The sequence below is a fragment of the Streptomyces sp. NPDC059740 genome, assembly GCF_042733155.1.
Classification (GTDB): Bacteria; Actinomycetota; Actinomycetes; order Streptomycetales; family Streptomycetaceae; genus Streptomyces.
The window spans coordinates 69,606-83,517 of record NZ_JBHWGP010000025.1 but is presented as its reverse complement, the minus strand read 5'-3'; the positions used below and the strand labels follow the sequence as shown (position 1 = coordinate 83,517).

Below are 13,912 nucleotides of genomic sequence, written 5' to 3'. Positions count from 1 at the left end.
GACGGTCGGCTGCCATTGTCCCGCCCCGGAGCCGGTGGCGGGGCGGCCGGGCGCGCGGCGCCGCCGGTCGGGTGCCTGCCGTCAGCTCTTCTCGAAGCGGAAGCCGACGCCGCGCACGGTGGCGATGTAGCGCGGGTTGGCCGCGTCGTCGCCGAGCTTCTTGCGCAGCCAGGAGATGTGCATGTCCAGCGTCTTCGTCGAGGACCACCAGGTGGTGTCCCACACCTCGCGCATCAGCTGGTCGCGGGTGACCACCCGGCCGGCGTCCCGGACCAGGACCCGCAGCAGGTCGAACTCCTTGGCGGTGAGCTGGAGTTCCTCCTCCCCCATCCAGGCGCGGTGGGACTCCACGTCGATCCGCACGCCGTGCGTGGAGGGCGGCACCTGGGCGTCGGGGGCGGCGCCGCGGCGCAGCAGGGCCCGTACCCGGGCGAGCAGTTCGGCCAGCCGGAAGGGCTTGGTGACGTAGTCGTCGGCGCCCGCGTCGAGGCCGACCACCGTGTCCACCTCGTCGGCCCGGGCGGTGAGGACGAGGATGGGGAAGGCGTGCCCCTCGTTGCGCAGCCGCCGGGCGACCTCCAGGCCGTCCATGTCGGGCAGCCCGAGGTCCAGGACGAGCAGGTCGACGTTGCCCTGGAGGCCGGCGTCGAGGGCGGTGGGACCGTCCTCGCGAACCTCGACGTCGTAGCCCTCGCGGCGCAGGGCGCGCGCGAGCGGCTCCGAGATGGACGCGTCATCCTCGGCCAGCAGTACTCGGGTCATGGCCCGATGGTAGTCCGAGGTGCCGGGCCCTCAGGTCGGCCTTGTACGGGCTGTCACATGACACTTGAAGGCGCCGTTCGGTTGCCCCCCGGTTCCCTCACACGAGTGTGAGGGTTCTCTCAGTGGGTATCGGCGCGTCTTAACGGGACGTAAAGTGACAGGAACGTCCATCGCACCACCACGGGACCCAACGCGCCGCCCGGCGCCGCCGGTCCCGTTCGTGTAAGGGCCACTCACTTCCGTGACCGGCCCGTGACACCCCGTGAATGACCTGTTGACCGGGTCCGCCGCGCGCAACGAGGCGCGGGGACGTGGATCCCGGTGTGCGGTTCTCGTCCGCGTCGCCTTCGATCAGGCGAACGTACCCCAGGGCGTGGGGGAGGACGGCCGCACGCCGGTGCCGGTCACCGACCGGGCGCGTGAGCTGCGAGGCAGGCGCGTCCCGAAGAGCAAGGAAGCACCATGGCGTCCAGCCTGACGAAGGATGCCCCGGAGCAGGAGAACCCTGCCGGCGGCAAGACCTTCTTCGGCCACCCCCGCGGACTGGCCACTCTCTTCATGACCGAGATGTGGGAGCGCTTCAGCTTCTACGGCATGAGGGCCCTGCTCACGCTCTACCTGCTCTCCGGTGGCGTGGACGCCGCGAAAGGGATGCAGGGGGGCGGCCTGGGGATGACCCTGGCCGCCACGACGGCGATCTACTCCATCTACCTGGCGATGGTCTACCTGCTGGCGCTGCCCGGCGGCTGGCTCGGCGACCGGGTGTGGGGGCCCCGCAAGACGGTGGCGATCTCCGCCGGCACGATCATGCTGGGCCACCTGTGCCTGGCAGGTCCCGGCGCCGGCTTCTTCTTCGCGGGCCTCGCGCTGGTGGCGATCGGTTCCGGTCTGCTGAAGGCCAACATCTCCACGATGGTGGGCCACCTCTACAACGGTCCGAACGACCCGCGGCGTGACGGCGGCTTCACGATCTTCTACATGGGGATCAACCTGGGCTCCTTCATCGCCCCGCTGCTGATCGGCACCATCGGCGAGGAGGTCAGCTGGCACCTCGGCTTCGTCCTGGCCGCCGTCGGCATGGGCCTGGGCCTGCTGCAGTTCATGCTGTTCAGCAAGCACCTCAGCCCGGAGAGCTCGGTCGTGCCCAAGCCGCTGTCGCGGGAGGAGAAGGCGTCCTTCCTGCGCAAGGGCCTGGCCTGGCTGGCCGTCGCCGTCGTCTTCTACGCGATCGTGGTGGGCACCGGTCACTTCACGCTGAACTGGGCGATGGTGCCGCTGACCCTGCTCGGCCTGGTCATCCCGGCGGGCGTGCTGATCCGCATCAAGCGGGACCGGGAGCTCGACCGCAGCCAGCAGTCCAAGATGTCGGCGTACATCTGGTTCTTCGTGGCCGCCGCCGTGTTCTGGATGATCTACGACCAGGGCGGCTCGACCGTCCAGGCCTTCGGCTCCGGCAAGGCCGCCGGCACGCTCTTCGGCATCGGCTTCCCCTCGTCCTGGTACCAGTCGCTGAACCCGATCATGATCATGGCGCTGGCGCCGGTCTTCGCCTGGTTCTGGCTGTACCTGAACCGGAAGCGGAGCGAGCCGAGCACCATCGCGAAGTTCGCGGCCGGCCTGTTCTTCGTCGGCGTCTCGTTCTTCTTCTTCCTGATCCCGATGGCGATGGCCTCGAACGGCACGCTGGTCAGCCCGATGTGGCTGGTGGGCATCTTCCTGATCCAGACCGTCGGCGAGCTGTGCCTGTCGCCGGTGGGCCTGTCGGTGACCACGAAGCTGGCCCCGGCGAAGTACGCCTCGCAGATGATGGGCGTCTGGTTCCTCGCGGTGAGCGCCGGCGACTCCGTCACCAGCATGCTCTCCATCTGCGGCGCCGACCTCAGCGGTGCGGGCGTGGTGACGGTGGAGGCACTCCTCGCGGTCGTCGCGGGCTTCGCGGTGTACATGTACCGCCGCAAGGTGCGCGACGCGATGGGCGAGGTCAAGTAGCGCCCGTCCCCCGGGCCCGCTCCCCACGGCGGGCCCCGGGGACCGCTCAGTGTTCACCGCTCACCGGGCACTGAGCGCGGAGAACGGAGCACGGAGCACGAAGGAGCCCGGGTCCGGCAGGAGAACCTGCCGGACCCGGGCTCCTTCGTGTGCAGTGTGGAGCTGTGGAGCCGTGTGCGCTGTGGAGCGGCGTCCGCGTGCGCTCCGCTGCGTTCGGCTACGTCGGCGGCGTCCGCGGGTCCGCTGCGGCGTCACGTGGCGCCAGCGGCGTTCACGTGGCGCCAGCGGCGTTCCGGTGGGGCGGGACGGCCCCGGGGGTCAGCGGGCCTCCGGGAGCGTCAGCTCGGCCCAGACGGTCTTGCCGGTGCCGTCGGGGTGGTGGACGACGCCCCAGTCGCTGCACAGCCGCTGGACGATGAACATGCCGTGGCCGCCGGGGCGGCCCGCCTGGTGGGGCGTGCGGGGCGCCGGGGAGCCCGAGCCGTTGTCGGACACCTCCAGGCGCAGCACCTTCGCCGTGTAACGCAGCCGCAGCTCCTCGGGGCCGTCGGCGTGCAGGCACGCGTTGGTGACCAGCTCGGAGGCGACGAGGAGGACGTCCTCGGCCGCGGCTCGCGCGTCGGGTGCCTCGGCGGGCAGCCAGCCCCAGTCGTGCAGCGCCTCGCGTGCGAAGTCCCTGCCGCGGGCGACGGCACCCTTGGCGCCTGCCAGCCGCAGCCTGCGGATCTGCCCCGCCGGCACGACGGGGGAGGCAGCCGCGGCGGCCCCGGGGGAAACGGACGGCACGCCAGCGCTCCCCGGCTCCGGGCCGAGGTCGCCCGGCGGGTACGGCCGGGTGGTGCTCATCAGCGCTTCACCTCACCGAATCGCCTGTTCACGGTCAACGGGTTACCTGCCGACTACAGCAGATTCAGGTGTCTCCTGCCCGACGGGGCGTCGGGAACACCTGGTGGCGGACACCGGTCCGTGTGACGACGGCAACGGCAGCCGGATCATGTGCACGCTGCGCCGCGACACGGCGACCCGGCGCAGCGGCGCAGTCTGCGGCGGCGCACCGGCGCAGCCGCATGACACCCCTGCGGCCAGGGGATATCCGTGTGACGGGCGAGCGGCACCCGAGCGGCGGGCGCTCATTCGGCGAGCGCCGCGTCGAGGCTGTCGTGCACCCCGAACACGGCGTCGGCGCCGGTGATCTCGAAGACGCGCGCCACCACCGGCTGCATGTTCGCCAGGTGCACGGCGCCGCCCTCGGCCTCGACCGTGAGCCGGGCACCGAGCAGGACGTTGAGCCCGGTGGAGTCCATGAACTCCAGACCGGCGCAGTCCACGACCAGACGCGTGTAGCCGTCGGCGACGCAATCCTCCAGTGAGCCGCGCAGCACGTCGGCCGTGTGGTGGTCCAGTTCGCCGGTGGCGGTCACGACCGCGCTGGCACCGTGGTGCCGGATCTCCACCTGGAGTCGGCCACGGCTCGCACTGCCGACCGTCCCGCGGTCCATGCCTGCGCTCTCCTTCAGCTGCTCTGAACGGGCTGTCCGTACGCGCTGCGGATATCTGCACAGATGTTCGACATCCGGCGCTCGGAACCCACTACGCGTGGTCGCACCCTACGCCAGTGGGGGAGGTCGCCGGTAGCCGAACGATGGGCATAAACCGCCATATACGGACAGCCGTCACTTGCCTTTGGGGTGTGAACCCAGGTAGGCGTAGAGGAGAACCACCCGCACAGCCGGCTTTGGAGGCGCCGCACACCGCAGCTTGATGCACAGGCTTCGGCAGCCATATGCCGAGTAACCATGGAGGACACCCATGTCACCCCGGCTCGACGACCTGCGTACCGGGCTTGTCCCGGAACCGAACTCCGCATCGTCGACTTTCCTGGCCGAGCGGAACCTCGCTCAGTCAGTTCCTTCCCAGATGATCCCCACTGATGCGCACCTCGCGCACACGGAATCCCCGCAGTCTGAATCCGCGCTGGTCACGCCCCCGCACTCGGAGGACGTGGACCCCACGCTCGCGGAACTGCACGAGATCGACCCGCTCGCCACGCTCGACGCCCTCCCCTCCTACGAATCCCTGGGGACGGTGGACGCCCGCGCGCTGTCCAGGACGCTCTTCGGGCGGCTGGAGACCCTTGAGGAGGGCACCGCGGAGCGCGCCTACGTGCGCGGCACCCTGGTGGAGCTGAACCTCGCCCTGGTGAAGTTCGCCGCCTCCCGGTTCCGCTCCCGCAGCGAGCCGATGGAGGACATCGTCCAGGTCGGCACCATCGGCCTGATCAAGGCGATCGACCGGTTCGAGCTCGACCGCGAGGTGGAGTTCCCCACCTTCGCCATGCCGACGATCATCGGCGAGATCAAGCGTTTCTTCCGCGACACCAGCTGGTCGGTGCGGGTCCCGCGCCGCCTGCAGGAGCTCCGGCTCGACCTGGCCAAGGCCGGTGACGAGCTCGCGCAGCAGCTCGACCGCGCCCCGACGGTGCACGAGCTCGCCGAGCGGCTGGGCCTGAGCGACGACGAGGTCGTCGAGGGCATGGCCGCGAGCAACGCGTACACGGCCAGCTCCCTGGACGCCCAGCCCGAGGACGACGACGGTGAGGGCGCCCTCGCCGACCGCATCGGCTACGAGGACCACGGCCTTGAGGGCGTGGAGTACATGGAGTCCCTCAAGCCGCTGATCGCCGACCTCGCGCCGCGCGACCGCAAGATCCTCAGCCTGCGCTTCGTGGCCAACATGACGCAGTCGGAGATCGGTGAGGAACTGGGCATCTCGCAGATGCACGTCTCCCGTCTCCTCTCGCGCACCCTGCGCAAGCTCCGCAAGGGGCTGATGGTCGAGGAGTGACGTCCGGCCCGCGCCCTCCCTCCGCGGGTGAGGCGAGCGGACGCACGTGACGCAGACGGATGCGGCCCGGCCCGGAGGGGTCGGGCCGCATCCGTCTGCCGTGGGCGGTCCCCGCGCGAGCCCGAATACGGAGCCGGCCGAGCCGCGTGCGACGCCCCGCCCCGGCAGCCCGCGCATCCCGCCCCGGCAGCGTTCGCCCCCCGCGGCCCGGCGCCTGCCGCCTGGCCCTGACGACTGAGGCCGGAGCCCGCTGTCCGGGGCCGGCGCCCGGAGCCTGCCGCAGACCGGCCGCGACGGGCCGCGCTCCCGGCCCTGGCCCGGCACGATCCGGTCCCCGTCCTGGGCCCCGGCACGGCCCCTGCTTCCGGTAGGCGCGGGGCGGCGGTGACAGCAGGTCGCCCAGGTGATGGAGTTGACCCATGAGTGCCAGCGCGTCCTCGTCCTCGTCCTCCGCCGCCGTCCGGCCGGGTGCCGCCGCCCGCGACCTCGCCGTCGAGGCGGCCGTGGCCAGGGGGCTCCTCGGCCCCGAGGCCCCCGTGGTGGGCCTGCTCGACGTCGCCGGCGTCCGCCGTTCGGTGGCGGAGCTGCGCGCGGCCTTCGAGGCGGTTTCGGCGCCCGGTACGCCCGTGCTGCACGCCTTCGCGGTCAAGGCGGCCTCCCTCGTCCCGGTGCTCCGACTGCTCGCCGACTGCGGCATGGGCTGCGAGGTGGCCAGCCCCGGTGAGCTGGCGCTGGCGCGGGCGGCCGGCGTCCCCGCGGCCCGGACCGTGCTGGACTCCCCCGCCAAGACCGCCGCGGAGCTGCGTGAGGCGCTCTCCCTCGGCGTCGCCGTCAACGCCGACAACCCGCAGGAGCTGGCGCGGATCGACGCGCTGCGGGCCGGCTCGCCGACCGCCTCGCCGCTGGGTCTGCGCGTCAACCCGCAGCTGGGCACCGGCAGCATCGGCGCGATGAGCACCGCGACCGACACCTCGAAGTTCGGTGTGGCGCTGCGCGACCCGGGCGCCCGCGACTGGGTGCTGCGGGCCTACGCGGACCGGCCGTGGCTGACCCGCCTGCACGGCCACGTCGGCTCGCAGGGCATGCCCCTGGACCTGATGGCGGCGGGCGTGCGGGAGCTGTACGAGCTTGCCGAGGAGGTCAACGCGGCGGCCGGGCGCCGGCAGATCGACACCCTCGACATCGGCGGCGGCCTGCCCGTCAACTTCGACTCCGAGGAGACCACCCCGACCTACGCCGAGTACGCGCGGCTGCTGCACACCACGGTGCCCGGCCTGTTCGACGGCCGCTACGGGCTGGTCACCGAGTTCGGCCGGTCCCTGCTGGCCAAGCACGGCACGGTGGTGGCGCGCGTGGAGTACGCGAAGTCGGCCGGCGGACGCCCCATCGCCCTCACCCACGCCGGCGCGCAGGTCGCCACCCGCACGGTCTTCGTCCCCGGGGCCTGGCCGCTGCGGGTGGCCGCCTACGACGGGCAGGGGCGACCGAAGACCGGGGAGGCGGTGGCCCAGGACGTCGCGGGCCCCTGCTGCTTCGCCGGCGACCTGGTGGCCCGCGACCGCCCGCTACCGCTCCTGGCGGCGGGCGACCACGTCGCCCTGCTGGACACCGGCGCCTATTACTTCTCCACCCACTTCGCCTACAACTCGCTGCCCCGGCCCGGCATCCACGGCTACGACCTGACGGGCGAGGGCACCGGTGCGGACGCCGTCCGCTTCGCGACCGTGCGCACCCCGCAGACCGTCGCCGAGGTCGTCACGGAGAGCGGCGCGGCACACCGGGACGCACTGGGCGAGCTGGGGGCGGGGTGACGGGAACCGTGGCACGCCACTGACCTCTGCCGCCGTCCGGCCTGCGCTCCTCAGGGGGTCCGGCTGCCGCTCCACCAGGACCGCTCAGGACCGGGCAGGAGCGGCCGGGCAGCTCGGGGCCTGACCACTGGACCGGCCCGCTCAGCCACCGCCCCACCCGCGTCCGTCACGCACGTCCCTCACTCACGTCCCTCACGCACGTCCGTCACGCCCGTCGCGGCGCGGTGCTCCCTGCGGCCCGGGACGGGGGCGTGGTGGAGCGGGCCCGGCCACCGCCGGGGGCCGCGTCTCCCGCGGCCAGGCCGGTGGTCAGGAAGCCCCGAACGTCGGGGCCGACCGGGCCGCGGCGGGCGGCCCACTCGGGGCGGACCCACAGCAGCGTCTCGTGCCGACGCTCCCAGCGGCCCAGCCACAGCGACTTCGCCCACAGCCCCACGCCGAAGCCCGCCATGAGCAAGCCACCGGCGGCGGGCACGGCGAACGCGGAGGCGACGGCGGCCAGGAAGGCGAGCAGCAGCCACCAGCGGCGGCCACGACGCCACTGACGGAGCGTCACCGCACGGTCCTGGAGGACCACCATCTTGGCGGCCCGCGAGGCCGCCCGGGTGAAGCCGGTGTAGCGCCGCCGCCGGACGCCGAACGCCACCAGGGCCGCCACGACCAGCAGCACCACCCCGGTGGCGAGCCCGACCCGACGTCCGGTCAGCCCCGGCACCAGGAGGCCGATGCCGGCGGCGAGCAGGCCCGGCCACCACAGCCACCCGGCGGGGGCCCGCACGATCACCGCCACCCGCGCCAGTCCGTACGCTCCACGTCCCACGTCAGCCTCCTCGCTCCGGGCGGCCCTCCACCGCCGCCCCACCTCGGCGCGGGACTGTAGCGCCCCGTTCTGAGAGCAAGCTGAGGAAGCGGGGCGGGTGATGCACCGGACGGGTGACCTGCGCCGGGGTACGGAGCCGGGAGAACGGGCGCTCCGCGCGGCGCAGCTCAGGGCAGGTAGGTCCGCTGCCACTCCACGGAGGTCATGTTCAGCGCGGCCTCGGCTAGGGACCGGGCGGAGGGGGTCTTGAGCTTTTCGAGGCTGCTGTCGATCCAGCCCCGGACGTTGGAGCAATGGCTCCAGAGAGCACCAAGCCCCCTCACCGTAGAGTGATGGTCCCAGACTGGCACCTCAAACCGTGGCACTCCTGCTGAAGTTCACGAACTCCGCCCAGACGCCCGGCGTTACGTTCATGGTTCCGCGCTCACGAGACTTCGTGTCCCGAACCATGACCTTGACCGGGTCGTTGTCGGCGACTTCAACGCAATCATTCGTTTGCGTGTAGCTGCTGGTACGCCAATTCGGCATGTCACCCACACCTTCCCCTTCCCAAACGTTCGAAATGGTCGATGGCGGCCAGTATGAGGCCCCTCGCCGCCTGCCCGTAGACAGCAGCCCTCCTATGCAGATCGAATGCTTTACGGTAGAGCGCTATCTCTTTCGGCTGCGTCACGGTAATTTCCGCGGAGTACGTCTCGACTAGGGCAAGTTTATCGTCAAACATCGAGAAAGCGTGACCTGTGAAGATGGCGAGGGGGGCGGACTTGGGGACAATGCCCAGGCTAAGTCGCGGCAGCGCCAGGATGGCCAGCAAGCGATCTAGCTGAGCCCTCATGACCTCTGAGCCGCCGTGGTTCGAGTAAAGGGCCTGTTCGCCAAGGAGCACGTTGAAGATTCGATTCCCCTCGTAAAGGTACCTCTGCCTTTCAAGGCGCTTCGCTACGGCAGCTTCCTTGTCAGCTGGCGTCTCGTGGAAGTCAGACAGCAGCTCGAAGACGTTCTCGGCATACTCGGCAGTCTGAATGGTCCCCCAAACCATGTTGGGGTCCCAGATTCGGAAGATCTTGGTCTTCTGATACAGCGGCAAGGACTTCTTCTGCCGGTTCGCGGCCCCGGCAGCGAGCACCCGGCGCCACTCCATCCACAGCTCGTCAATGTGACGGACCGTCGCCACCAAGTCGTCCGCCTCGGCCTCGTGTCCAGTAAGCCGGCACCAGAGGTGGATGTCCTCTTCACGCGCGTTCTGCTTGCCGTTCTCGATGCGAGACACCTTGGACTCCTGCCAGCCAGTGGCAGCGGCAAAGGCCCGGCCACTGCTGAATCCCGCATCTTTGCGGAAACCACGCAGCCGGGCTCCCAACGCCTCACGTGTCTCTTGTGCTTGGTTGTTCACAGCAGGATCAGGGCTTGTACTCGGAGTGCGGGATAGCAGACGACCAGAGCAGGTCCCGCACACGGACGCATTCGGCAACGGTTTGGGGCGCGTCGATCAGTTCGTTGCCGATGAACCGGCCCGAGTCGTTGAAGTGCCCCACAGCCAAGAGGTTGTCATCGAACAACCACCAGTCATTCCCCGCCACCGGAAAGACCAGCCCCTTGGGCAACATGTGCCGCGGGAACCACCGGACTGTCTCGCCGGCCTCCTCGTTGACGTGAGCGGTGACGTACTCCCACTGGATGTACGGGGAGTGCGGCTCGGTGACGACCCGCACACGATGCATGTACCTCCCTGCGCCGGTGACCCGCCTCACGAGGTCTGTCCACGGCACCATGAACGAGTTGTCCACCGCATCCCCACGGAGCCAGCTCGCGTAAGGGCCATCCTCGACTGGGACTGAGTAGTCGTCCCTCAGTTCCAAGTGGAAGGCGCCGTGCGCGCACCCCTCAAAGAGCTGGTTGCGCTCGTCGCTGGAGATCAACTCCACGAGGCTCCTCCAGTAGCGCAGTGATCGCGGCCTTGGGGACCTCGACCACGGTTTCGTAGTCCGGGATGTCCATCTGTGCCAGTGCTTCGGCGTCGGTCACTTCCTGGCCCTGCACAACGTACGTACCTCCAGGTGTGAGGATCATCAGGGGGTCCTCAAGGCGCCTGAACTCACCGGAGGGGAGGCCGTCCTTCTCCAGGTGCTCGAACAGCTCTGTCGGCACCTCCACGGCCGTCTCGCCCTCGGGGATGGTGAGCTGCATCAGCAGATCGTTCGCGAAGACCCTCCAACCCTGGACGAGGTAGGTGTCACGATCCGTGGAGTAGAGGGTCGGGCACTCGCCACCTTGGGAGTTCTTACCAAGGAACCGTAGCTTCATGGTCGTTCTCCTGTCCGCCGCCTTGCGCCGATTTGCGCGCCAGGACGATGGTCAACCAGGCGTGCGGCCCCGTCAAAACTTCTTCTGCAAACTCGTGCAATCTCCTTGGGGGTTGGGCCTCAGGCCTTCTACGTTCGTGACCTCGCACGCTGCCGGGCGTCACTGGCCGGGTTGCGGCGTTGGCGGAGAGCGTCCCGTCTTGCCTCCCCCGTCGAGACAGGACGCCTAACACCCCGAAGGGATGCCCCGTACCCATGACCGCGACGAAGCCCCACGCCATCGGCGCCCCCCGCTACAGCGAGACCATGGTCTGCAGACCGGAATCCGCCCGCTCGGCCCGTCGGTTGGTACGCAGGGTCATAGAGACCTGGCGCTTTCCGAACCGCCTCATCGAGGACGCCGAGCTGGTCATCTCCGAGTTGGTCGGCAACAGCGTGCGACACAGCAGGTGCCACCTCATCCGGGTCGTCATCAGCCGAACGAGCGAGCACCGCGTACGTGTTGCCGTCAGCGACAGGCCCGCAAGCCTCCGTCACCGCGTGCTGCTGCCGGTGAGGACGAGAATGGTCGCGGTCTTCTCCTTGTCGCAGGGCATGCCGAGTCCTGGGGAACCGAACACCGGCGCTGGGGAAAGATCGTGTGGGCCGAGCTGGTCGCCGGAGGCGGTACCTGATGACGCTGCTCCGAGCCACTGTCTCCGGCACTGCTCTCGTGTGCCGGGTCCTCCGGGCCGCCGTGCGTGGGCCGGGACGGGCGCCCTCGGTGGAGCCCCCGGCCCTTCTGGCCGAGGTCGAGGGCCGTCTGCCCGCACGGCAGGCCTGCGAAGCCGTGCCGTTCAGTGTCGCCCCGGAGAGCTACCTGCTCGAAGGGCTTCTGCAGTCGGTACCCATACCGCCTGCCCGGGTCGCGCCGGACGGACAGCCGCCGGTCCGGGAAGGACACCTCCACCACCCTCTTCGATCGAACGGACAGGAGAACCACACATGAGCACGGCAGTTGAGAGCAGCGTCGGTACCCGCCCCTGGGGAGCCGGACGGCTGGCCCCCTACCCGACCACTTACCCGTGCCCGCACGTCACGGTCACCGTCGACCCGGATACGCAGCTCGGGGTCTTCCGTGACCGAGCCGGGCACGTCGTCGAGATGGGCAAGCACGGAACCAGCTCCGGCACCGAGACCTCCACCGTCACCAACGCGGACTCGGCGAACGACCAGGGCCACGACCAGGACAGCCAGCAGGACTGATGGCCAGGACCGAGGAGAGGCCGGTGCTCGTGGCCACCGAGGCGGACGACATCACCGCCGACATGGTGATCACCCAGTTGAACCGGCATGGTGTCCCCGTGGTCAGGTTGAACCCTGCCGACATCGGTACCGGCCTGACGGTCTCGACTCGGATCGGTACCTGTCCGGCCCACGTGGCCGGGCAGGTCCGCACACCGTCGCGAACCCTCGACCTGACCCGACTGCGGTCCGTGTACTGGCGTCGGCCGACCTGGCCCGCCTTCGAACACCTCAGTGATGACGACGCACGTTTCGCTGCCGCACAGGTCCGGTACGGCCTCGGTGGTGCCCTCTACGCCTTCGAGGACACGTTGTGGCTCAATCATCCGCTGCGCAACGCTGCTGCGGACTACAAACCGGCCCAGCTCGCCGTTGCTCGACGCCTCGGCTTCACCACACCACCGACGTTGGTGACGAACGATCCCGATGACGCCCGGAGATTCATCGAGGACCACGGTCAGGTGATCCACAAGACTCTCCGGTGGACTCCGTACCAACGGGACGGTGTTCCGGTGACCGGTTGGGCGGAGCCCGTGACGGCGGCCGAGATCGATGAGAGCGTGCGAGTGGCACCGCATCTCTTCCAGGCCCGCGTGGACAAGGTGGCCGACCTCCGTGTGCTGGTCGTCGGCCGACGGGTGTTCGCCGTGAGAATCGAGTCCGGTCTGCTGGACTGGCGCACGGACTACTCAGCGCTCAGATACAGCACGGTGTGCCTTCCCGGTGACGTGGAGAGGGCGCTGCACGCCTACCTGGACAAGTTCGGCCTGGCCTCGGGCAGCTTCGACTTCGCGGTGGACAGGGCGGGCGGCCTCTGGTGGCTGGAACTGAATCCGAATGGCCAGTGGGCGTGGCTGGAGGAGCACACCGGACTGGGGATGTCCGCTGCATTTGCTGATCTGCTGACTCGGGGAGTGACCCCATGAACGACAGCGTGTCCCGGCGTCAGGCCCTGGCCGAACGGCTGGAGGAAGCCGGTGTCCTCCTCACCCCCCGGTGGCGCACAGCGGTGGAGTCCGTGCCGCGTGAGCTGTTCCTGGAGCCCGGTGTCTTCCTCCCTGCGGAAGGGGGCCGGTGGCGTCCTGTCACCGCGGCGGGGAGCGACCCGGCGGAGTGGGAGGAGATCGCCTATCGCGAGGAGTCCCTGACCACCCAGCTCGACGGGCATCTCACCGCCGACCAGGTGAACGGCCCGGTCGCCGGTTCCCCCACCTCGTCCTCCACCACCCCGGTCACCGTGGTGGACATGCTGGAGAAGCTGAGGGTGGAGGACGGCCACGACGTGTTGGAGATCGGTACCGGTACCGGCTATTCCGCCGCTCTCCTGTGTCACCGTCTCGGCGAGGACCACGTGACCACGGTCGAGGTGGACGCCAACGTGTCAACCCGCGCGGACGCGGCCCTGGAGACGGCCGGGTTCTCCACCTGGGCCGTCGTGGGGGACGGGCTCCTTGGCCACCCTCGTCGGGCCCCGTACGACCGGGTGATCGCCACCTGTGCGGTACGCCGCATCCCTTACGCCTGGATCAGGCAGACGAAACCGGGCGGCGTCGTTCTGGCCACGGTCGGTGGCTCCTGGCAGTACGGCACGGGTCTCGCCGAGGTCACCGTCGCCCGGGACGGTACTGCTGAGGGAAGGATCACCGGTCGCTCCTCGTTCATGCAGGCACGGTCCCAGGCAGCGATCCCGGTAGCCGGTGATCTGTCTGCCCGCACTGCCTACGCCGACAGCGAGCGCAGGGCCGAGCTGTCCCCACTCCTGCTGGAGGAGTGGATGCCGGCGTTCCTTGCGCAATTGTCGTGTCCTGGGGCGCAGTTCGCGCGTGCCACGGCCTCCGACGGCGCCAGGCTGCTGCATCTCTTCCACCCGGAACGGGAATCGTTCGCCGCCTTCACAGAGGGCGGAGGGGGCTGGACCGTCCGCCAAGGCGGCCCCGTTCCACTGTGGGACACGATCGAGTCCTCCCTTGCCGCCTGGCAGGACGCGGGAACGCCCGACATCTCCCGCGTACAGCTCCGCATCACACCGAAGACCCACACGTACTGGATCGAGGGGAACCCGGCACTGCGCTGGCAGCATCACCTCTGACAGCCCGACC

At 69.8% G+C, this 13,912-nt stretch carries 15 protein-coding genes and 1 pseudogene; 7 read left to right on the top strand and 9 right to left on the bottom strand.

Annotated elements, in window-relative coordinates:
• Window positions 1-81: 81 nt before the first annotated feature.
• Complete coding sequence (locus ACFV3R_RS24420; protein WP_385586962.1) at window positions 82-762, bottom strand: response regulator transcription factor; 681 nt, start codon at window positions 760-762, stop codon at window positions 82-84.
• Between the two features lie 462 nt (window positions 763-1,224).
• Between ACFV3R_RS24420 and ACFV3R_RS24415 the strand changes: the two genes are divergently transcribed.
• On the top strand, window positions 1,225-2,751 hold the full coding sequence (locus tag ACFV3R_RS24415) for a peptide MFS transporter (RefSeq protein ID WP_385586959.1): 1,527 nt from the start codon (window positions 1,225-1,227) through the stop codon (window positions 2,749-2,751).
• A 318-nt stretch (window positions 2,752-3,069) separates the two neighbouring features.
• Here the strand turns inward: ACFV3R_RS24415 and ACFV3R_RS24410 are convergent, their stop codons facing one another.
• Complete coding sequence (locus tag ACFV3R_RS24410; RefSeq protein WP_385586956.1) at window positions 3,070-3,597, bottom strand: ATP-binding protein; 528 nt, start codon at window positions 3,595-3,597, stop codon at window positions 3,070-3,072.
• A 284-nt stretch (window positions 3,598-3,881) separates the two neighbouring features.
• A complete protein-coding gene (locus tag ACFV3R_RS24405; RefSeq protein ID WP_385586952.1) occupies window positions 3,882-4,250 on the bottom strand; it encodes an STAS domain-containing protein in 369 nt (122 codons plus the stop codon).
• Window positions 4,251-4,668: 418 nt separating this feature from the next.
• On the opposite strand from ACFV3R_RS24405, the gene ACFV3R_RS24400 reads away from it, so the two are divergent.
• The gene (locus tag ACFV3R_RS24400; protein ID WP_385586949.1) at window positions 4,669-5,595 is read left to right on the top strand and encodes an RNA polymerase sigma factor SigF; all 927 of its coding nucleotides are present in this window, start codon (window positions 4,669-4,671) and stop codon (window positions 5,593-5,595) included.
• 419 nt (window positions 5,596-6,014) lie between these two features.
• Window positions 6,015-7,406, top strand: a complete 1,392-nt coding sequence (locus ACFV3R_RS24395; protein WP_385586946.1) for a diaminopimelate decarboxylase — start codon at window positions 6,015-6,017, stop codon at window positions 7,404-7,406.
• Window positions 7,407-7,611: 205 nt separating this feature from the next.
• Here ACFV3R_RS24395 and ACFV3R_RS24390 read toward each other — a convergent pair whose 3' ends face one another.
• The 6 genes from ACFV3R_RS24390 to ACFV3R_RS24365 form a co-directional block, all read right to left on the bottom strand.
• A complete protein-coding gene (locus tag ACFV3R_RS24390; protein ID WP_385586943.1) occupies window positions 7,612-8,226 on the bottom strand; it encodes a hypothetical protein in 615 nt (204 codons plus the stop codon).
• Between the two features lie 167 nt (window positions 8,227-8,393).
• A complete protein-coding gene (locus tag ACFV3R_RS24385; protein ID WP_385586940.1) occupies window positions 8,394-8,549 on the bottom strand; it encodes a hypothetical protein in 156 nt (51 codons plus the stop codon).
• Window positions 8,550-8,577: 28 nt separating this feature from the next.
• Window positions 8,578-8,754, bottom strand: coding sequence for a DUF397 domain-containing protein (locus tag ACFV3R_RS24380; RefSeq protein WP_385587012.1), 177 nt, complete (start codon window positions 8,752-8,754; stop codon window positions 8,578-8,580).
• 1 nt (window position 8,755) lies between these two features.
• Entirely contained in the window at window positions 8,756-9,619 is an 864-nt protein-coding gene (locus ACFV3R_RS24375; protein ID WP_385586937.1) for a helix-turn-helix domain-containing protein, read from the bottom strand.
• Window positions 9,620-9,626: 7 nt separating this feature from the next.
• The gene (locus ACFV3R_RS24370) at window positions 9,627-10,151 is read right to left on the bottom strand and encodes a DUF6879 family protein (protein WP_385586934.1); all 525 of its coding nucleotides are present in this window, start codon (window positions 10,149-10,151) and stop codon (window positions 9,627-9,629) included.
• Complete coding sequence (locus ACFV3R_RS24365; RefSeq protein WP_385586931.1) at window positions 10,111-10,530, bottom strand: hypothetical protein; 420 nt, start codon at window positions 10,528-10,530, stop codon at window positions 10,111-10,113. The genes ACFV3R_RS24370 and ACFV3R_RS24365 overlap by 41 nt, the downstream gene beginning before the upstream one ends.
• Window positions 10,531-10,784: 254 nt before the next feature.
• Between ACFV3R_RS24365 and ACFV3R_RS24360 the strand changes: the two are divergent.
• From ACFV3R_RS24360 to tgmC, 4 genes and pseudogenes are all read left to right on the top strand, one after another.
• A pseudogene (locus tag ACFV3R_RS24360) lies at window positions 10,785-10,994 on the top strand (ATP-binding protein); the annotation flags it as partial.
• Window positions 10,995-11,513: 519 nt separating this feature from the next.
• Window positions 11,514-11,774: a putative ATP-grasp-modified RiPP gene (gene tgmA / locus ACFV3R_RS24355; protein ID WP_385587009.1), complete on the top strand. Its 261-nt coding sequence runs from the start codon at window positions 11,514-11,516 to the stop codon at window positions 11,772-11,774.
• Window positions 11,774-12,739: an ATP-grasp ribosomal peptide maturase gene (gene tgmB / locus ACFV3R_RS24350; protein ID WP_385586928.1), complete on the top strand. Its 966-nt coding sequence runs from the start codon at window positions 11,774-11,776 to the stop codon at window positions 12,737-12,739. The genes tgmA and tgmB overlap by 1 nt, the downstream gene beginning before the upstream one ends.
• A complete protein-coding gene (gene tgmC / locus ACFV3R_RS24345) occupies window positions 12,736-13,902 on the top strand; it encodes an ATP-grasp peptide maturase system methyltransferase (protein ID WP_385586925.1) in 1,167 nt (388 codons plus the stop codon). The genes tgmB and tgmC overlap by 4 nt, the downstream gene beginning before the upstream one ends.
• The last annotated feature ends 10 nt before the right edge of the window (window positions 13,903-13,912 follow it).